Source organism: Streptomyces sp. NPDC096176 (assembly GCF_044763255.1).
Classification (GTDB): Bacteria; Actinomycetota; Actinomycetes; order Streptomycetales; family Streptomycetaceae; genus Streptomyces.
The window spans coordinates 145148-167927 of sequence record NZ_JBIWFV010000014.1 but is presented as its reverse complement, the minus strand read 5'-3'; the positions used below and the strand labels follow the sequence as shown (position 1 = coordinate 167927).

The 22780-nt window shown below is 76.3% G+C and carries 2 protein-coding genes; both read left to right on the top strand.

Going from position 1 to position 22780, the window contains the following annotated elements; genetic code table 11:
• The first annotated feature begins 8 nt into the window (after nt 1-8).
• Nucleotides 9-15440, top strand: coding sequence for an amino acid adenylation domain-containing protein (locus ACIQ7Q_RS30375; RefSeq protein WP_403869077.1), 15432 nt, complete (start codon nt 9-11; stop codon nt 15438-15440).
• Nucleotides 15437-22771, top strand: a complete 7335-nt coding sequence (locus ACIQ7Q_RS30370; RefSeq protein ID WP_403869073.1) for a beta-ketoacyl synthase N-terminal-like domain-containing protein — start codon at nt 15437-15439, stop codon at nt 22769-22771. Before ACIQ7Q_RS30375 ends, ACIQ7Q_RS30370 begins: the two co-directional genes overlap by 4 nt.
• Nucleotides 22772-22780: the final 9 nt, after the last annotated feature.

The following is a 22780-nucleotide window of genomic DNA, read 5'->3' as shown; positions in this document are numbered from 1 at the left end:
GAACCGCGATGACCACCCAGTCCGTGCTGTCCGTCCCGCGCCTGGGCGAGGGCATCGTCGAGGTGCGCATCGTCCGGCTCCTCAAGCAGGCGGGCGACACCGTCGCCAAGGACGAGGTCGTCTACGAGATGGAACACGACAAGGCCGCCGTCGAGATCGAGTCCCCGACCGCCGGAACCCTCGACGCCTGGCTCGTCGCCGAAGGCGACACCGTCCCCATCGGCGGCCCCGTGGCCCGCATCACCCCCGCAACCGAACCGGCTGCCGCAACCGCAGCCGAACCGGCTGCCGGCGCCTCCGTCCACGGCCCGCCGAGCCACCAACCCACCACCACACGCCGCATCCCGCCGCGCACCCGCGCCCACGCCCGCCGCCTGGGCATCGACGAGGCCGCCCTGCCCACCATCCCCGCCGCCGGCACCAGCCTCATGCCCGCCGACCTCGAACGCCACCTTGCCGCCACAGCCACAGCCACAGCCGCCACAGCCACTGCCACCGCCGCCACAGCCACCGCCGCCGCGCCGGCGCCCGCCCGGAGCGAGGAGCACACCGCGCGGGCCACGCCCGCGCGGCCCGCCGACTACACCGACATCGAGCAGTCGCGCCGGCAGCGGGAGCTGAACCGGGCACTGCGCACGGCACGGGACACGGTCGTGCCGGCCGCCGTCGCCGCCGTCGTCGCCGAGGACGTGCTCGAACGGGCCCGCCGCGCCCACCAGGGCACCGGGTTCGCCACCGTCTTCCAGACCTTCGCCCGCATCGCCGCCCACGCCGCCCACGCCGCACCCGCACTGCGCTCACGCCGCCTGGACGACGACCGGCTGCGCGTGTACGAGCACGTCGACCTCGGCATCGCCTGCGCCACCGACGACGGCGACCTGACCACCGCCGTGGTACGCGACGCCGACACCCTCGACGCCGCCGCGTTCGACGAACGGTACGCCCACGCCGTCGAACAGGCCCTCGCCGGAACCTCCCAGGCCGACTCGCGCGTCACCCTGATCCTGTCCCACCTCGGCGACACGGGCACGACCCTCGCCGTGCCCGTCGTCGTACCGCCCGCCGTGGCCACCTTGTTCCTCGGCTCACTCGAGGACACCGGCACCACCCCCGTACGCCGCATGGTCCTCGCCTTCGACCACACCGTCCTCAACGGACGCGACGCAGCCGCCTACCTCGACGCCCTCCACGACGCGCTCCTCACCGCGGCCGGCCCCGCCACCCTTGAGGCCGCCATCACCGAGCCGGCGGTCGCCGCCGGGCAGCCGGCCGGGCAGGACACCCTCGACCGGCTGACCGACCTCGCCTCCGACGTCCTGGGCCACCGGGTCGACACCGAACGCCCGCTGGGCGAACAGGGCCTGGACTCCGCACGCGCCCTGCGCCTGGTCCGCGAGGTGCGCACCGCTTTCGGCACCGACCTGCCCGCAACAGCCGTCTGGCACCACCCCACCCTGCGCGCCCTGGCCGGCGTCCTGCCCACCGCGCAGGCTCCCACCGCACAGGCCCCCACGGCCGCACGGCCCGCCCCCGCCGCACCGGCCCCTGCCGTCCTCCCGGCGACCGGCGGCCCCGTGCCGACCGGCAGCCACGGCGGCGACGGCGGACACGGCGACGAGGACGGTGGCGATGATGTCGCCGTCATCGGGATGGCCGTACGCGTGCCCGGCGCCGACGACGTCGACGCCTTCTGGTCGCTGCTCGCGGACGGCGAGTGCCGGATCCTGGACGTGCCGCCGGACAGGCTCGCGGGCCCGGTACCCGACGGGCTGCGGGCCGCGCTGCTGGAGGGCACCGACCTGTTCGACGCCGCGTTCTTCGACGTGACCCCCCGTCAGGCCGCCTCGATGGACCCGCAGCAGCGGGCCCTGCTCGAACTGAGCTGGCATGCCCTCGAGCACGCGGGCCTGAGCCCCGACGACCTCGCCGGCACCGGCGTCGGCGTCTACGCCGCCGCCTGCAGCTACGACTACCGCGAGCAGCTCGTCGAACGGGCCGCGGCCGCCGACGGCTACGCCACCACCGGCACGTTCCCCGCCTTCCTCGCCAACCGCATCTCCCACCTCTACGACTTCACCGGCCCCAGCATCACCGTCGACACCGCCTGCTCCGGCGCACTGACCGCCCTGAACCTGGCCGAGGCCGCCATCCGCGCCGGCACCTGCGACATCGCCCTGGCAGGCGCCGCGAACCTGCTCAGCAACGGCTTCAACGCCCGCGCCTACCGCGCCGCCGGCATGCTCTCCCCGCACGGCACCAGCAAGGTCTTCGACCAGGACGCCGACGGCTTCGTGCGCGGCGAGGGCGCCGGCTGGGTCGTACTGAAATCCCTGCGCCGCGCCGTCGCCGACGGCGACCCCGTCCTGGCCGTCATCCGCGCCAGCGCCGTCAACCACGGCGGCCGGGCCGCCGCCCTGACCGCCCCCAACCCCAAGGCCCAGAGCGCCCTGATCCGCACAGTCCTGCACCACGCCGGCCTGCACGCCGCCGATCTCGGCTTCCTCGAAGCACACGGCACCGGCACCCCGCTGGGCGACCCGATCGAACTCGACGCCGTACGCGAGGCGCTCACGAAGGACCCGCACGGCATGCCCGAAACGGCAGCCGGACCCGAGGGCCGCCTGTGGGTCGGCTCGGCCAAGGCCAACATCGGCCACCTCGAAGGCGCTTCGGGACTGGCCGGCCTGGTCAAGGCCGTGCAGGCGCTGCGCCACCGCCTCATCCCCGCCACCCCCGGCTTCAGCCGCCTCAACCCCCACATCGACCTCCAGGGCAGCCCGCTGGCCGTCGCCGCCCACCCGGTGCCCTGGCCCACCGCGCCCGGCAGTGCGCCGCGCCGGGCGGCGGTGAGCGCCTTCGGATTCGGCGGCAGCAACGCGCACGTGATCGTGCAGGAAGCACCCGCAGCCACGCTCCCGCAGCCGCGTACCAACCACGCCGCCGCCCCGGTGGCCGTGCCGCTGTCGGCCGCCACCCCCACCGCGCTGGCCCGCCTCGCCGGCTCCCTCGCCCGCCTCGCCGCCGGCCCGGACGCCCCGCCGCTCGACGCCCTGGCCTGGACCCTGCAGAGCGGACGCCGCCACCTCGCCCACCGCGCCCTGTTCACCGTCACCGATCTGGACGAACTCGCCCGCCGGGCAGCCGACTTCGCCGCCTCCGGCCGGCAGCCTGCCGGACAGCCCGCCCCGCAGCGGCTTCGGGACTGGCTCGCCGGCGCCGCCCTGACCACCGCCGACTGGACCGCCCTGTGGCCCGGCGGACCCCTGCCACGCCGGGTACCGCTGGTGCCCTACCCCTTCGAGCGGCAGTCCTACTGGCTGCCCGCCCAGCCCGCCCAGCCCGCCCAGCCCGCCGCGCCCGCCGAGTTTGCCGAGCCGGGCTTCACCCTCGACGCCGCCCATCCGCTGGCCCGGCACACCGTCGCAGGCCGCGCCGTGCTGCCCGGCGCGGCCCTCGTCGACGCACTCGCCGACGGCAAACCCGTCGCCCTGAGCCGGCTGCGCCTGCTGCGGCCCGTCGCCGTACCGGCCGGCCGGCCCGTGCACCTGACCCGCCACACCGACGCGGGCGGCGACACCGGCGGGGTGAGCGTGCGGCACGACGGCGAGATCTGCGCCCGCGCCACCTTCGCCGCCACGCCCGCCGCCGCGCCGCGTGCCGTCGACGCGCACGGCGCGCCGGTTCAAGAGGTCGACGTGGACGCGGCGTTGGCGCGCAACGGTGTTCAGGTGGGCCCCGTCTACCGGGTGCTGCACCAGGTGCGCCGGCACGGGCAGCGCGTCACCGCCACCCTCACCGCCCCGGCCGCCGACGACCCGCGCACCCGGCGGGTGGCCTGGCTGGACGCCGCACTGCAGGCCTCCTGCGCCCTGCTGGACGGCGGCCCGCCCCTCGTGGCGGCCGCCGCGGACCACATCGAGTGGAGCGGGCAGGTGCCCTCGAGCGCGCACCTCGCCGTCCACCGCATCAGCGCCGGCCCCGCCCACACCGTCCTCGACCTGGAGGCCACCGGCCCCGACGGCGCCCCCGTCCTGCGGGTCAACGGGCTCCGGCTGCACCGGGCCGCCCCCCTGGAGATACCCCCGCCCGCCCCCGCACGTCCGGCCATCGGCGTGCCGGCCGCCGTCGACGACGAGCAGGCCGCCGCGGACGCCGTCGCCTCCCTGCGCATCCTGGTCCCCGAATGGGACACCCCCGCCACCCCCGCCACCCCTAGCTCCCCGGCCGCCGAGGCCGGGCGCGACGGATCTCCGCTGCGGATGCTGGCACCGCAGTGGATGCCCGAGCCGCCCGCCCCCCACGACCCCGCCCCCCACGACCCCGCCCCGCACGGCACCCTCGTCGTGGTCCACGACCGCACCAGCAGCCGCCTCGCCGACGCCGCCATCGCCGCGGCCGGCGGTGTGCGCTGCGCCCTGCAGGACGGCCGGCTCGACGCGCTCGCCTTCGCCCGGGCGGTGCACAGCCTCGGCGACACCCCCGAACTGCATGTCGCGCTCCTCGTCGACGGATCCGGCTGGAGCGAGGACCAGACGGGCACCGAGGCCCTGCGCGGCTGGCTCGAGTCGCTGCTGACCGTGGGCCGGACCCTGGCCGCCGACGGCCGACCGGCCCGCATCACCCTCCTCACCACCCGCCTGGCCGCCCCCCGGGGCGGCACCCTCACCCCGGGCGCCGCGCTGCAGGGCGCCCTGCTGGGAGCCGTGCGCACCCTGCCGCGCGAGGCCGGCGCGATGACCTGCGCCGCCGTCGACCTGGACACCACCGCCACCGCCGACGACATCGCCGCGGCCCTGCGCGAACCGTGCGCCCAGGCCGTCCCGCTGATCGCCCTGCGCGCCGGCCGGCGCCTGCGCCAGGTCTACACCGAACTGCCCGCCCCCGCCCCGGCCGACGCCGTGCACCACAGCGGGTTCACCCACGGCGGCAGCTACGTCCTGTTCGGCGGCGCCGGCGGTATCGGCGCGGCCGTCGCCCGCCATCTCGCCGCCCACCGGGGCGCGAACCTGCTGCTCGTCGGACGCTCCCCGGCCGGCGGCCACACCCGCGCCCTGCTGGCCGAACTCGCCTCCCTGGGCGCCCGCGCCCACTACCGCAGCGCCGACATCACCCGCCCGGCCGACGTCGAACGCGTCCTCGACGACTGCCAGGACCTCTACGGCCGCCTCGACGGCATCGTCCACAGCATCGGCTCCGTCAGCGCCGCACCCCTGCACGAACTGACCCCCGACGACCTCGAGCAGGTCCTGGCGACCAAGGTCAGCGCCGTCATCCACCTCGCCCACGCGCTGCGCACCCGCACCGCCGGCGCGCCGGGTGAACGGCCTCCCGCGCTCGTCCTGTTCTCCTCCGTCGCCGGCCTCTTCGGCAGCACCGGCGGCCTCAACTACTCAGCCGCCAACGCCTTCCTCGACCACTACGCCACCGCCCGCACCGCCACAGACGGTGGAGGGCAGCTGACCGTGCGCGCCTTCGACTGGGGCCTGTGGCGCGACACCGGGCTCGCCCGCCGCTACAGCGCCCACGTCACCCGCGAGTACCCCGGCCTGACCGACTTCGTCCCGGAAAGGGGTGTGGCCGCCTTGGAAGCGGGCATGTCCGGCAACCGACCCCAGCTGGTCGCCGTCAGCGGCGACCCCGAACCGCTGCGCCCCCTCACCCGGCGCCCCGCCGCACAGACAGCCACGGCCACAACCACGGCAACCACGACGACCACAAGCACAAGCACGGGCACGGGCACGGGCATGTCGGCGGCCATGGTCGCGGCCGACGACGCCGCGCACCGGCTCGAGGACTACGCCGGCGCCGCGCTCGCCCGCACGATGAGCGACCTCGGCCTGACCCCGCAGCTCGCCGCCCGCCCCGACACCACCGCCCACAGTGCCGCCCAGCTCCTGAGCGCCGTGCCCGAACACCGGCTGCTGCTCGACGCGGTCGTCGAACTCCTCACCGAGCACCACCGCTCGGGCCGGCCCGTGCCCGGCCCGGACGAACTCGCCCGCACCCGCGCACACCTGCTCGCCGACCACCCCGACCTGGCCGGCCACCTCACGCTCCTGGACCGGGCCCTGGCCTCCTACGGGCCCGTGCTGCGCGGCGAAGTGCCCGCCACCGCCGTGCTGTTCCCCGGCGGCGACCTCAGCGGGGTGAGCACCGTCTACAGCGGCAACCAGCTCTTCGACCCGGTCAACACCGCCGCCGCCCACGCCCTGGCCGACGCCGCCGCCCGCACCGCCGCCCCGGCCCGCATCCTGGAGATCGGCGCGGGCGTGGGCGGCACCACCGCGGCCGCGCTCACCGCGCTCGACGCCCGCGGCGTCCGTGCCTTCGACTACGTCTACACCGACCTCTCGCCCGCCTTCCTCCAGCACGGCCGGCGCCGCTTCGGCGACCGCGTCACCCCCCGGCTGCTGGACATCGAGAAGAACCCCCAGACCCAGGGCCTGGCGGCCGGCTCCTTCGACCTGGTCGTGGCCAGCAACGTGCTGCACGCCACCCGCGACCTGTCCCGCACCCTCGCCCACATCGACACCCTCCTGGCCGACGGCGGGGCCCTGCTGCTCGTCGAGATGGTCGCCCCCGCGGCCGTCTACACCCTCACCTTCGGCCTCACCGACGGCTGGTGGCGCTACGTCGACACCGACCGGCGCATGCCGCACGGCCCGCTGCTCGACGTGACACGCTGGCGCACCCTGCTCCAGTCCTGCGGCTGGAGCCTCACCGACATCGGCCACCTGCGCGACGCGCCCGGCTGCGTCGCCCTGCTCACCTGCCGCCCCACCGCCCCCACCCCCGTCCCGGCCCCCGCCGAGACCCGGGCGGGCGGCATGCCGCACCGCACCGCCGAGGGCATCGAGGAGATCGCCGAGGGGCTGCGCCGCATCGTGCGCGAACTGCTCGGCGACCCGTCGGCCGACGTGCCCGGCTACCTGCCCTGGCAGGAACTGGGCATCGACTCGCTGCTCAACATGGAACTCGTCGAGGCCGTCTCCCGCCGCCACGGCCCCGTCACGGCGACCGCCCTGTTCGAGCACCGCACGGTCGACGAACTCGCCCGCATGCTCGCAAACCGCCCCGACCCCACCGCACCCACCGCCCCCGCCCCCCTCCCCGCGGACTCGGCACCCCGCCCCACAGGAGTCGCGGGCCCCGCCGGGCAGGACACGACGGACGACGACCTGGACGGCGTCGCACGGCTGGTGGCGCTGGTCGCCGAACTCACCGCCCAGGACCCGCGGTTGCTCGACGCGGACACCGACTTCCCCGCGCTGGGCGTCGACTCGCTGCTCCACGAGGAACTCTCCCAGCGGCTGCGCGACCTGTTCCCCGGCCGGCCCGTGCCCGCCACCCTGATCTACGAACACCCCACCCCCCGCGCCCTGGCCCGCCACTTCGCCCCCACCGCCCCGGCCGCGCACCCCGCCCCCACCGCCCCGGCCGTGCGCCCCGCCCCGGCCGTCGAGGCTGTCCCGGCTGTCCCGGCTGTCCCGGTCGTGGCGCCGGCGGCGGCGAGCCGTGCCGCCGTCCCGGCCGCCCCGCCCGCCGCGCACCGCCTCGGCGCCGACGCCCCCGCCCCGGCGGCGGCGATCGCCGTCGTCGGGCTCGCCGGCCGCTACCCGGGCGCGCGCGACCTCGACACCTTCTGGGAACTGCTGAGTTCGGGCCGCACCCCGGTACGCGAAGTTCCCGCCGAACGCTGGGACTGGCGCACCGCCCGCACCCTCGGCGGCGGCTACGCCCGCTACGGATGCTTCCTCGACGACATCGACACCTTCGACGCCGCACTGTTTCGCATCACCCCCCGCGACGCGGCCCTGATGGACCCGCAGGAGCGGCTGTTCCTGGAAGTGGCGCGCGAGGCGTTCGAGAACGCCGGCTACGCCCGCCACACCCTGAGCGGCCATCACGGCGGCCCGCGGGTGGGCGTGTTCGCCGGCGTCACCGCCAACAGTCATCTGCTCGCCCAGCGCGACGCCAACGCCGCCGGCGCCGACAACCCCGAGTACGCGGTCACCGCCGCCGCGTCCGTCGCCAACCGCGTCTCCCACGCCTTCGACCTCAGCGGCCCGAGCCTGAGCGTCGACACCATGTGCTCCTCCTCGCTGACCGCGCTGCACCTGGCCTGCCGCGCGCTGCGCGACGGAGAGAGCGACCTCGCACTGGCCGGGGGAGTCAACCTCTACCTGCACCCCGACCGGTTCACCGGCCTGTGCGCGCTCGGCATGCCCTCACGGGGCGACCGCACCCGCGCCTTCGGCGCCGGCGGCGACGGCTTCGTCCCCGGCGAAGGCGCCGGCGCCGTCGTCCTCAAACGCCTGGACCGCGCCGAGGCCGACGGCGACACCGTGTACGCGGTCATCCGCGGCACCGGCCTCAACCACGGCGGCGGCACCGGCGGCTACACCGTCCCCAACCCGCGCGCCCAGGCCGCCCTCATCGCAGCCACCCTCGAGCACGCGGGCATCGAGCCCGCCGACGTCGGCTACGTCGAGGCCCACGGCACCGGCACCGAACTCGGCGACCCCGTCGAACTGCGCGCCCTGGCCCTGGCCTTCGGCCAGGCAGCCGCCCACGAGCCGCTGCGCATCGGGTCGGTCAAGTCGAACATCGGCCACGGCGAGGCGTCCGCCGGCATCGCCGGACTGACCAAGGCGATCCTCCAACTGCGCCACGGCCGCCTGGTGCCCACCCTGCACGCCGAGCAGCTCAACCCGAAACTGGACCTGGACGGCACACCGCTGCGCATCCAACGAGCCGCCGAGCCGTGGGCGGGCGAACGCCTGCGCCGCGCCGCCGTCAGCTCCTTCGGCGCCGGCGGCGCAGGCGCCCACGTCCTGCTGGAGGAATACCGCACCCCCCTCGCCCCGCCCGCGCAGGACCGGCCACAGCCGCCCGTGCTGGTGCCCCTCGCCGCACCCGACCCGGACCGGCTGCGCACCCTGGCCCGCCGTCTCGCCGACACCGCCGACGCCTCCACCGCGACCCTCGCCGACATCGCCCACACCCTGCACACCGGCCGCGACCACGGACCGCACCGGGCCGCCGTCCTCGCCCACGACCACGCCGAACTGCGCGCCGCGCTGCGCGCCCTGGCCGAGGACACCACCCACCCCGCCCTGACCACCACCACCGGCGGGGAGCTCACCGGCGGGGAGGACGGCGGCGCCCGCGCCTGGGTCACCGACGCCACCTACCGCCCGCCGGCCGGACGGGCCCGGCGGGTGCCCCTGCCGACGACGCCGTTCGCCCGTCAACGCTGCCTGCCCCCGGCCACCGGCCCAGGCCCCGAGCAGCCGTCGCGGATGCCGCTCACCGACACCGTCCGCCTGCCCGCCGCCCGCACCGTCACCGCCCGTCTGGGCGGCGCCTCCCGCTGGGTCGCCGACCACATCGTCGACGAGCAGATGCTGCTGCCCGGCGCGTTCCACCCCGAACTCGTCCACGAAGCGCTCCTCGCCGCCGGCGAGAACCCCTACCGCACCGAGATCTGCGACCTGCTGTGGCCGCAGCCCGCCACCGGGCTGCCGATGACCGTCACCGCCGACCTCGCCGAGCCCGACGCGCACGGCTCCCGCCGCTTCACCACCACCGTCGCCGGCGCCACCGTCGCCCAGGGCCGCACCCGGCCCGCCCCGGCCCAAGACGCCACCGGCCCGCTGCGGCCCCACCTCGTCTACCGGCCCGCCGACCTCGACACCCACCTCGCCGCCGGCGACCCGGACGCCTTCTACCAGGCCTTCACCGCCCACGGATTCACCTACGGGCCGCTGTACCGCACCGTGCTGCGCGCCACCGCACGCGGCGAGGAGACCACCGCCGAACTGCGGCTGCCCGACGGTGAGAACCTCGACGGCCGCCACGTGCTGCACCCCGCCCTCCTCGACGGCGCCTGCCAGAGCGCCGCCCACCTGCTGCTCACCGAGGCCCCCACCCCGCGCCGGCTGCGGCCGCTGGCCGTGGACCGGCTGGCCGTCCACGAGCCCGCCGGCCACCGCGCCTACGTCCACGCCCGCCGCGTGCGGCGCGACGACGCCGCCGGCATCCACGTCTTCGACCTGCGCCTGATCGACCCCGACAGCGGCGAAGTCCTCGCCGAGATCGACGGCTTCCGCATCCGCGTCGACACCACCACCCCCCACACCACCGCCACCTCCGCCTCCGCGGCGCGGTCCGAACCCGCACCGCCCGCCGCACCCCCGCTTTCGGCGGCCGTGCCGCCCCAGGCCGGCTACCGGCTCGGCTGGCACACCGCCCCCCTCGGCGACGACACCCGCCCCGCCGCCGACGGCCCGCTGTGGGTGATCGGCGACCACACCGGCACCTTCACCCACCACACCCGCACCCCCGCCGCCGTCCTGCACACCGCCGCCCTCGACGAGGACCAGCTGGAACGGACCGCCGCACGCACCGGCACACCGGCCACCGTCCTGCTCGACCTCACCCACCTCACCGACCCCGACGCCGCCGCCGGGCTCGGCACCGGCCCGCTGCGCCCCGAACAAATCCCCGCCGCCTGGGCCGACTTCACCGACACCACCCTCACCCCGCTGTTCGCCCTGCTGCGCACCCTGGTGCGCAGCCGCGCCCTGGACGGCACCCGCATCCTGCTGGTCACCCGCACCGGCCAGGACGGCGAGATCACCCCCACCGTCCGCGCCCTGCACAGCCTCACGCGCACTGTCGCGGGGGAGACCGGCCGCTTCACCCTGCGCCTGGCCACCCTCGACACCACCTGGGCCAACGCCCACCCGGCAGCCGCCGCCCGCGCCCTTGAGGCCGAGGCGCTCGCCGACGACGGGGACTGGACCCGCCTGGGCCCCGCCCCGGCCACCGGCCCGCAGGACACCGCCCCGCTGCGCCGCACCGCCCACCTCACCCGCACCCCCGCACCCGACCACACGCCCCACCACACGCACGGCACGGCCGGCTCGGACGGTGGCGGGCGGGACACGCTCCTGCGGCCGGACGGCAGTTACCTGATCACCGGCGGACTGGGCGGCCTGGGACGGCACATCGCCGCCGACGTCCTGACCCGCGCCCCGGGCGCACGGCTCGTCCTGATCGGCCGCTCCGCACCGAACGAGGCCGCCCTCGAGGCCCTGCGCCGCCTCGCACACGACGCCGGGCAGGTCCTCCACCGCCGCTGCGACGCCACGGACCCCGCACAGGTCGCCGCCCTCACCGACCAGCTCGCCGCCGACCGGATCCGGCTGCACGGCGTCGTGCACACCGCCGGCGTGCTGCGCGACGGCTTCCTGCGCGGCAAGACCCCCGAGGCCGTGAACGACGTCTGCCGCGCCAAGATCCTCGGCGCGCTCCACCTCGACGCCGCCCTCGCCGACCACCCGCTGGACTTCTTCCTCCTCGCCTCCTCCCTCGCCGCCCTCGTCGGCAACCAGGGCCAGAGCGACTACGCCTTCGCCAACGGCTTCCTCGACCAGTTCGCCCACCACCGCGCCCGGTGGGCCGCCCGCGGTCTGCGCCCCGGCCGCACCCTGAGCGCCGGCTGGCCCGTCCTCGCCGACGCGGGCACGGCCCCCGAACCCGACACCGCGCACTACCTCCACCAGACCTACGGCCTGCGGCCCATCGCCACCCGGGCCGCCACCGCCGCCCTGTGGCCCGCCCTCGACGCGGCCACCGGCCCCGAGACGGCGTACACGGCCCTGGTCGCCGGCGACCTGGACGTGTGGGACCGCGCCCTGGCCACCCGCACCCCCCAGCCGACGGCCACCACCCCCGCCCCACCCGTGCCCGCGCCGCCCGTGCCCGCGCCGCCCGTGCCCGCGCCGGCGGTGCCCGCGGCCGAGGGGCCGGCGGCCGAGGAGGCCGCCCTTGGCTGGCTGAGCGAACGCGTCGCCGAGTCCGTCGGCGTAGCAGCCGACACGATCGACCCGCAGACCCCGCTCACCGACTACGGCGTCGACTCCATCTCCCTGATGCGCCTGAGCCGCATGCTCGAGGACGACCTGGGCCGCATCCCTCTGCCGGTGCTCCTCGACAGCGCCACCCTGCACGAGCTGACCACCCGTCTGCTCCGCGACCACGGCCCGCAGCTGACGGCAGCCGTCACCACCACCCCTGCCGCCGTCCCCGCCTCGGCCGTGAACGACGACGACGCCGGCCAGGGCGCGAGCGGTGCCCCGGAGCGGGCCGTGGTGCCCGACCGGCTGGTGGGCATGTGGGCCGCCGACCAGGCCGCCGCACCCCACGCCCCGTACAACATCAGCCTGGCCTGGCGGCTGCCCGCCACCGCCGACCGGCAGGCGCTGCACGGCGCGGTCGGCGACCTGCTCGGGCGCCATCCGGTGCTCGGCTGCCGCATCGCACCGAGCGACGGCGTCCTGGCGTTCATACCCGCCGAAAAAAAGGACACGGCGACGCCGCTCGCAACCCGCCTCATCGCCGAGGACACCCTCCAGCAGGCCGTCCGCGACGAGGCCGACCAGCGGCTGAACACCTCCGCCGGGCCGCTGCTGCGCGCGGTGCTGTGGGAGCCGCAGGACGGCGGCCACGGCCCCGTCCTGCAGCTGACCACCCATCACCTCGCCGTCGACGGCCGCTCCGCCGAACTGCTGGGCGAGGACATCGCCGCCTTGTACGCGGCCCGCGCCCACGGCGCTCCCGCCCCCGCGCCCGCCGCCCCGTTCGCCCGGTCGCTGCGCCGCGAACAGTCCGCCGAGAGCGTGCAGGAGCGCGAGGAGGCCGAGCGGTACTGGACCTCCCAACTGGCCGGCACACAGGCGAAGGGCGCGCTGTTCTCCGGAGGCGGCGAGCAGGCCGGCGCCGCCGGAGCGCACCGCGAGTACCGGATGCCGCCGGCCCTGTCCCACACCCTCGCCACCGTCGCGCAGGCCATGGGAGTGCCCCCGTTCACCGTGCTGCTGGGCGCGTTCGCCGCCGCCCTGTCCCGGGCCACCGGGCACCGCTCCGTCCTCATCGCCGTCCCCACCTACGGGCGCACCTCAAGGGACGAGGACAGGACTGTCGGCTGCTTCGTCAACACCGTGCCGCTGCGCATCGACCTGGAGCCCGGCCGGCCGGTGGCCGCCTGGCTGGCCGAACTGAACCAGCACGTCCGCGGCGCCCTCGGCCACGCCCGCATGCCCTACCCGCACCTCGTCGACCTGTGCCGGGCAGCAGGCGGCGCCGACGCCGTGCCCACCGTCACCCTCGCCTACCAGAACTGGACACGCACCGACTCCGGCGCCGGCAGGCCGGCCGGCGGCTGGGAGCCGGTGTACCGGCGCGGGCAGCGCGGCCACTTCGACCTCGGCCTGGAGGTCACCGACACCCCCGAGGGCGTGGAGATCCTCGCCAACCACCGCACCGCCGTCCTCGACGGCGCACAGGTCGACGGCTTCGTCGACGACCTGCGGCGCATGGCGGGCGAGCTCGAGCACGGCGCCGCCACGGTGGGGCAGCTGCTCGACCCCGCCGCATCCACCCTCGTCGCCCGCATCGACGCCACCGTGCGCCGCCACGGGCAGGCCACCGCCGTCGAGGACGGCAGCGACAGCCTCACCTACGCCGAACTCGACGCCCTGTCCGACGACATCGCCCGCCGCGTCTCCCGTCTGACGCCGCCCGGCGCGCCCGTCGCCGTACTGATGCACCGCACCGTGCGGCTGCCCGCCGTCCTGCTCGGCATCCTCAAGAGCGGACGCCCCTACGTGCCGCTGGACGACTCCTACCCGAGCGAACGGCTGAAGCTGGTCGTCGAGGGCGCCGGCTGCGAGGTGGCCGTCGCCGACCGCGAGCTGACCTGGCTGCTGCCGCAGCGGCTGCGGATCGTGGACCCCACCGCCACCGCCACCGCCACCGGCGACGACGGCGCCACCGGCGACGACGGCGCCGGGACCAGGACCGCGGCCGAGGCCGGGGCCGGTGTGTGCCGGCCGGACGACCTCGCCTACCTGATGTTCACCTCCGGCAGCACCGGACGGCCCAAGGGCGTCGGCGTCACCCACGCCAACGTCGTGCACACCCTGGAGGCGATCGCCCGCACGGTCGGCATCACCGACCACGCACCGGCACGGCTGCTGGCGGTCACCACCGTGTGCTTCGACATCTCCGTCCTCGAACTGTTCCTCCCGCTGCTGAGCGGCGGCACCGTCGTCGTCGCCGAACGCGCCGACGTCATCGACGCCCGCCGCCTGGCCCGGCTGCTGACCGAGCGCCGCATCACCGCCATGCAGGCCACCCCCGCCGGCTGGCAGCTCCTCGTGGACGGCGGCTGGAGCGGCCGGCCGGAGCTGACCGCCCTGTGCGGCGGGGAAGCACTGCCGCCCCACCTCGCCGCCGCGCTCGCCGAACGCACCGGCAGCCTGTGGAACGTCTACGGCCCCACCGAGGCGACCATCTGGTCCACCATCGCACCTGTCACCGCCACCGGCCCCGTCCACCTCGGCGAACCGATCGGCGCCACCGACCTCCTGCTCACCGACACCGCCGCCCGCCGCGCAGCGGCACCGGGCGAGAGCGGCGAACTGTGGATCGGCGGCCCCGGCGTGGCCCGCGGCTACTGGCAGCAGCCGCAGCTGACGGCCGAACGCTTCACCGGCCATCCGCTGCGCCCCGAGGGCGGCGGCCGATGGTTCCGCACCGGCGACCTCGTACGCCGCGACGACGACGGGCGGCTGATCTTCCTCGGCCGGGCCGACAGCCAGGTCAAGGTCCGCGGCCACCGCATGGAACTGGGCGAGATCGAGACCGTGTTGGCCACCCACCCCGCGATCGCCCGCGTCGTCGTCGCCGTGCGCGGCGAAGGCCCCTCGGCCCGGCTCCTGGCGATCGCCGTGCCGCGCGCCGGCGCCGGCCTGCCCGATCTGGGCGAACTGCGCGAGTACGCCTCGGCGACGCTGCCGCCGTGGATGCTGCCGGACCGCCTGGTCGCAGCCGAAGAGCTTCCGCTCACCCCCAACCGCAAGGTCGACCGCCAGGCGGCCCTGCGCCTCGCGGACACCACCCCCGCGGCCACCCCACCCAGCCGCCCCGCCGCTCCCGCACCGGCGCCCGCTCCTGCACCGGCGGCCGCGCCCGCTCCCGTACCGGCGGTCGCACGCGCGGACCTCGCGCGGCACGTCGGCCGGCTGTGGGCCGAACTGCTCGAACTCGACGACGTGCCGCACGACCGGAGGTTCTTCGACCTCGGCGGGAACTCCCTGCTGCTGGGACGGCTGTTCGCCCGGCTCGACGACGCCTACCCCGGCACCGGCCTGGAACTGGCCGACCTGTTCGCCCGGCCCACCGTCGACGACCTCGCCGGCCTGCTCGCCACCCGCCTGGACGCAGCCGCCACCACCACGGCCCCCGAACCGCGACCGGCCCCCGAACCGCAACCGCGACCGGTCTCCGGCAACGCCCCGGACCCGGTCGCCTCCGCCCGCCCCTCCCGCCGTGAGCTGCGGCGCGCGTTCCGACTCGGAGACGAACGATGACCCCACCCCCCGGCCCCGACCTCGCGCAGGACCCGAACGCCGTCGCCGTCGTCGGCATGGCCTGCCGGTTCGGGCCCGCCACCTCCGTCGACCGGCTCTGGGAGCTGCTCGAGCAGCAGCGCACCGGCATCCGCCGCTACAGCACCGACGAGCTGATCGGCCTCGGCCACGACCCGCAGACCGTGCGGCACGAGGCGTTCGTGCCGGCCGGTGCCGTCCTGGAGGACGCCGACGCCTTCGACGCCGAGTTCTTCGGCTACAGCGCCCAGCACGCCGAGTGGCTCGACCCCCAGCAGCGGCTGCTGCTGGAAGTGGCCTGGCACGCCCTGGAGGACGCCGGGTTCGCCCCCGACGACACGGGGCTGCGCACCGCCGCCTACGTCTCGGTCGGACAGCCCGTGCGGCCACCGGTGGCGATCACCGAGCTCGACGCCGCCGGGATGATTCGTTTCTCCTCCTCCGACAAGGACTTCGCGGCCGGCCGCATCTCCTACAAACTCGGTCTGACCGGCCCGAGCATGACCGTGCAGACCGCCTGCTCCAGCACTCTGGTCGGCCTGCACCTGGCCGCCGAGAGCCTGCTGGCCGAGGAGTGCGACCTCGCCGTGGTCGCCGGCGCGTCGCTGCACTTCCCGCAGGCCGGCTACCTCGCCGCCCCCGGCATGATTCTCTCGCCCAGCGGCCAGTGCCGGCCCTTCGACGACAGCGCCGACGGCACCGTGTTCGGCAACGGCGGCGGCGCCCTCGTCCTGCGCCGCCTCGCCGACGCGCTGCGCGAGGGCGACCCGGTACGCGCCGTGCTGCGCGGCAGCGCCGTCAACAACGACGGCGCCCGCAAGATGGACTACCACGCACCCTCCCCCGAGGGGCAGGAGGCGGTGATCCGCGAGGCACTGGCCGTCGCGGGCGTCGACCCGCACTCGGTGGGCTGCCTGGAGACCCACGGAACCGGCACCCACCTGGGCGACCCGGTCGAATTCGCCGCCCTGGAACGCGTCTACGGCGGCGAGCGGCCCCACCCGGCGGCCGTCGGATCGGTCAAGTCCGTCCTCGGCCACCTCAACACCGCCGCCGGCGTCGCCGGCGTCATCAAGGCCGTCCTGGCGCTGGAACACGCCACCGTGCCCCGCCAGGTCCCCTTCAGCGAACCCAACCGCGCCCTCGGCGGAGCGGGCGGCCTGCGCATCGCACAGGACAGCGTCGTCCAGGACGGCTGGCCGGTGCCCGACGGGCCGCGCCGCGCCGCCGTCAGCTCCTTCGGTATCGGCGGCACCAACGCCCACGCCGTCCTCGAACAGGCCCCCGGCCCCGCCCCGGCCGGCGACGGCGACCCCCACGACCGCGACGGCGAGGGCCGGGTGCGGTGGGCCGTGCTGTCCGCCCACACCGAGACCGCGCTGCGCCTCTGGGCCGCCGCCCTGGCCGGCCCGGTCGCCGCCCTGCCGCTCGCCGACGTCGTGCACACCCTGCGCACCGGACGCAGCCACCGGCGGGTGCGATGCGCACTGTCGGCCACCACCCCGGCCGAACTCGCCGCCAAACTCCGCGCGCTGGCCAACGGCGCAGACCTGAACGCCGACACCCCGCCCGCAGACCTGCGCACCTGGCTCACCGGCCACGGACCCCTGCCCGGCACCGGCACCGGCACCGGCACCGGCACCGGCACCGGCGCGGGGGCCGGTGGGTCCGAGGGGCGTGCCGCCCGGCGGGTGCGGCTGCCCGGCTACCCGTTCGCCCGCACCCGCTGGCCGCTGCCGGGCACCGGCCAGGCGCGCACCGTACGGCCCGACGAGGCGGTCGCCGCCGACCATGTGGTCGCCGGCCGGCCCGTGCTGCCCGCCGCCGCCCAGCTCGACCTCGCCCTGACCGCCGCCCGGCACACCACCCCCGCGGCCACCGGCCTCGCCGACATCGCCTTCCACCGCCCGGTGGAGGTGACCGGACCCGTGACCCTGCGCGCGGTGACCGACGGCGACAGCGTCCGCATCGTCTCCGACCACACCCACACCCAGGCCCGCGTCCTGACCGAACAGGCCGACGCCCCCCACCGCCCCGACACGGCCACCCTGCACGCCCAGTACCCCGACACCGCGCAACCGGCCGAGCTGTACCGGTACTTCGAGGACAACGGCGTGAGGTACGGCCCGGCCTTCCAGGTGCTGCGCGAGCTGCGCCACGGCCCCAGCGGCGCGCTGGCCGAAGTCGCCGTCACCCCCGGCACGAGTGACGGCTGGGGCGGCGGCGGGCAGAGCCTGTCGCCGTACGTCCTCGACGGCGCCCTGCAGACCGTGATCGGTTGTGTGCTGCGCGAGGACCTGGGCGGGCAGACGTTCATCCCGTTCGCCGTCGACGCGCTGCACGTGCACGGCGAGCTGCCGCACGAGGTGTGGGTGCAGGTCCGCCCGGTACGCCTGGCCGGCGGCGGCCGCCAGGTACGCAAGTACGACGTGCACGTCACCGCACCCGACGGCACACCGGTCCTGACCCTCACCGGCCTGGCCCTGCGCCCCACCGGCCCCGCCACGTCCGCCGTGCCGGCCCCCCGGGCCGCGCAACTGCCGTCCGCGGTGCACCTGTTCGCGCCCGCCACCGAGCCCTGCGATCCCGGCACCATTACCGACGAGCGGCCCGCTGCGCTCGTTGCCATCGGCGACACCCCGCTGGAGGGCGCCGACCTGACACTGCCCGATCCGGCCGGCCCGCAGGCCGCCGCGGCCGCCGGCGCCGAGATCGCGGGCCGGCTGCCCGACGGCGGCCGGCCCGTCATCGTCTGGCCCCTGGCCGCCACCGCGAACCCCGCCCCCGGCCGGCCGGCCGCCGACGCGCTGCGCGTCCTGGCGCTGCTGCGCGCCCTGCTGGGCCCGCTCGCGCGGCGCGGCGCCCGGATCGTGGTGCCCTTCCCCGTGGACGCCCTCGACGACGCGGCCGCCGTCACCGGCGGCGGACTGGCCGCGCTGGGCCGCTCGCTCACCGGGGAGAACCCGCGCTTCGACCTCACCGCCCTCGCCGTCGGCTCCGACGCCGACCCGGGCGCCTGGAGGCGCGCCGTGCACGCCGCCGCCCAGGCGCCGGCCGGCGGCCGGCTGACCGCCGGGCGCGACGGCACCCTCACCCGCACCGTGCTGCGCCCGCTGACCGTCCCGGCGTCCTCAAAAGCCCCGTTCCGCCGCGGCGGCCGCTACTGGATCAACGGGATGGGCGGCCTGGCCGCACTCCTGGCCGGTCACCTCGCCGACACCTACGGCGCGCACATCGTCTTGACCGGCCGCTCCGCCGCCGACGGCGAACGCGCCGCCGAGATCGGCCGGCTGGCCGAACGCGCGGCCCGCGCAGGCGGATCGGTGACCTACCACCGGCTCGACAGCACCGACGCCGACGCCGTGCGCGCCCTCGCCGACCGGCTGCACGGCGAGGGCGCCGTGCACGGCGTCGTGCACCTGGCCGGGACGCTGCGCGACGCGTTCATCCTGCGCAAGGACAGCGCCGACGCCGACGCCGTGATCACCACCAAACTCACCTCGGCCGCCGCGCTGGATGCGGCCACCGCCCACTGGCCGCTGGACTGCTTCGTCGTCTACTCCTCCGTCTCCGGCGCCCTCGGCAGCCCCGGCCAGGCGGACTACGCCTTCGCCAACGCCGCCGCCGACGAGCTGATCGCCCGGCGGGCCCGACGCGTCGCCTCCGGGACGCGCCAGGGGCGTTCGCTGTCCGTCGCCTGGCCCTACTGGGCCGAGGGCGGCATGCGCACCGGCGGCGACGCCGAACAGGTCCTCGGCGCGCTCGGCATGCGCCCGATGCCGGCCGACGCCGGCCTCACCGTCCTGGAAACACTCCTCGCCGCCGCCGACGACGCCGCGGAGCCCACACCCGTCGTCCTGTACGGCGACCGCGAGCAACTGCTCGCCTCCTTCCCGCTGCTGGGCACCCCACCGCCCCCTGCCGCACCCGCCACGGCCGCGCCCGCCGTGCCCGATCCCGCCCCCGGCGCGAAGACGGAGACACAAGCGGAGACGGTGGCGGTGGAGGGCGCGTTGACGGACCGGCTGCGGGCCGCCGTCGCCGAGGCCACCCGCACCCCGCTGGGCGACGTGCGACCCGACAGGCCCTTCGACGACCTCGGCATCGACTCGCTGCTCGCCATCCGCGTCGTCGAACTGCTGGAGAAGGACTTCGGCCGGCTCTCCAAGACGCTGCTCTTCGAGTGCCGTTCGGTCGCCGAACTCGCCGAACACCTCATGGAGGAGTTCCCCGAGCGGTGCGCCGAACTGACCGGAACCACCGCCACCGACGCCACCGCCGCTGCTGTGGCCGCGCCGGAGGCCGAGCCGCCCGCCTCCTCCACGGCCCCCCTGAACACCGCCCCCGCGCCCGCCGAGCACCCGCAGCCCGCCCCGCCCGGCGCCGGCGCCGACCCGCGGGCCGTCGCGATCATCGGCGTCGCCGGACGCTTCCCCGAGGCCGACGGTCTCGACGAACTGTGGGCCAACCTCCTGGCCGGCCGCGACAGCATCACCGAAGTGCCGCGCGAACGCTGGGACGCGGCCGCCCTCTACGACCCCGACAAGTCCCGCGTCGACCGCACCTACACCAAATGGGGCGGCTTCCTCGAGGGCGTGGAGAACTTCGACGCACCGCTGTTCAGCATCTCGCCCCGCGAGGCCGGCACCGTCGACCCGCAGGCCCGGCTCTTCCTCGAAGCGTGCTGGGCCGCCCTCGACGACGCCGGCTACACCCCCGACACCCTGGTGACCACCGGTGAGCGGGTGCACCGCAAGGACGTCGGTGTGTTCGTGGGCGCCATGTACGGGGAGTACCAGCTCCACGAGGCGGAGGAACGGCTGCGCGGCAACCCGGTCCTGGCCAACAGCGCCTACTGGTCCATCGCCAACCGCGTCTCGTACTTCTTCGACTTCCAGGGCCCCAGCACGGCCGTCGACACCGCCTGCTCCTCCGCGCTCACCGCCATCCATCTCGCGGTGGAGTCGCTGCGCGCCGGCAGCTCCAAGGTCGCCGTCGCCGGCGGCGTCAACGTCCTGATCCACCCCAACAAGTACTTCATGCTCGGCCAGGGCAGGTTCGCCGCCAGCGACGGACGCTGCCGCAGCTTCGGAGCCGGCGGCGACGGATACGTCCCGGGCGAGGGCGTGGGCGCGTTCGTCCTCAAACCCCTCACCGACGCCCTGCGCGACGGCGACCACATCCACGGCGTCATCCGCGGCACCGCCGCCAACCACGGCGGCCGCACCAACGGCTACACCGTGCCCAACCCGCGCGCCCAGGCCGACCTCGTCACCAAGGCGCTGCGCGACGCGGGCCTTGCGGCCACGGACCTCGACTACATCGAGACGCACGGCACCGGCACCTCGCTCGGCGACCCCATCGAGATCCGCGGCCTGGCGTCCGCGTTCTCCCGCGACGGTGTCAAGGGCGCGGGGAACCTGCCGATCGGATCGGTGAAGTCGAACGTCGGCCACCTGGAGTCGGCGGCCGGCGCGGTGGCCCTGGCGAAGGTGCTGCTGCAGATCCGCCACCGCACCCTGGTGCCGTCGCTGCACGCGAGCCCCGCCAACCCCGAAATCGACTTCGACCGTGTGCCCTTCACCGTCCAGCAGAGCACCGCGCCCTGGCACACCCACGACGGGGCCGACCGGCCGCTGCGGGCGGGCATCAGCTCGTTCGGCGCCGGCGGCGCCAACGCGCACATCGTCGTCGAGGGCCCGCCGCCCGCCGCCCCGCGGCCGCCCGCCGAGCGGCAGCAGCCGGTGGTGGTGTTCCTGTCCGCCCGCACCCCGGCGGCCCTCACAGCCACCGCCCGGCGCCTGCACACCCACCTCACCGAAGCCCGCGACCGCGGCCGGCAGCCGCACCTCGCCGACATCGCCCACACCTTCGCCGTCGGACGCGCCGACCTGGAACACCGCGCGGCGCTGGAGGCCGACTCCTTCGACACGCTGCTCGACGCCCTCAAGGCCCTCGCGGCAGGCCGCCCCCGCCCCTGGCGGCGCACCGAGGCCACCGCCGACGACCCGGTACGGGTGTGGCTGGACGGCGGCCGGATCGACCGCGCCACCGTCGGCGGCGCCGGCCCCACCGCCCGGCGCATCCCGCTGCCGCACTACCCCTTCGAGCGGATCCGCTGCTGGTACGACCTCCAGATCGAGCACCTGCACCACAAGGGCCTGGGCACCGCCGGCAACGAACCGTCCCTGTCCCGCCCCCACCTGCGCGACTTCGGCCGCACCCCGGCACAAGGCAGCCCGAGCGGTGCCGCGAGCACGGAAGGCGCCCCGAGCGGTGCCACGAGCGGTGCCGCGAGCGGCAGTTCGGCCGGCGCCGCAGCCGGCGCCGCGGCCTCCACCCCGCTCGCCGGGCCGACCGGCACCACGCCCCGCCCCCCGGCCGCGATCCGCCTGTCCGGCCCCCGGCCGGCGCCCGCGACCGATCAGCCCGAACCCCAGGCACAGGAGACGCCACCCATGACTCGTGACCGCAAGATCTCCCTCCGGCCGCTGGGCGCCGCCCCGGCCCCCGCGGTCGCCCCCGCCGCGCCCGCCCCGTCTCCCGCAGCCGCACCCGCGCCTGCCGTGTCCGCTCCGGCGGTCGCTCCCGCCGCGGTGGACGGCGCGTTCGCGGACCGGGTCGCCGAGGAGGTGGGGGAGGTGCTGGCCGGGGTGCTCTACATGGAGCCCGCCGATCTCGACCCGGAGCAGAGCTTCCAGATGCTCGGTGTCGACTCCATCCTCAGCGTCGAGTTCATCGCCCTGATCAACGCCCGCTACGCCACCGACATCAAGGCCACCGAGCTGTACGACCACCCGACGCCGGCCGCGTTCGCCCGCCGTGTCGCCCAGCAGCTGGGCGGCACACCGCCGCCCGCCCCGGCCCCCGCCGCCCCCGCCGCGCCCGCGGCGCCCGTGGCTTCAGCTCCGGCGCCCGTGCCGGCGCCGGCACGGGCGACGGCCGACGTTCTTGCCACGCTGCGCGAGCAGCTCGCCCAGACCCTGTACTGCGACGTGTGGGACATCGACACCGACGCCACCTTCAACAGCCTGGGCCTGGACTCGATCCTCGGTGTCGAGTTCGTCGCGTTCCTCAACAACACCTACGGCCTCGACGAGAAGGCCGGCGTCCTGTACGACCACCCCAGCCTCGCCGCGCTCGCCGCCCACATCACCTCCCGCGCCATCCCCGCCCCGGCCGGCGGCGGCGCCGATGCCGGCGCGGGGGCGCCGGCCGTGAGCGCGGCGGACCTCGACGCGCTGCTCGCCGCCGTACGCGACAACCGGCTCACCGTCGAGCAGGCGCTCTCGCTCCTGCCCCAGCACACCTGAGAGGACGAA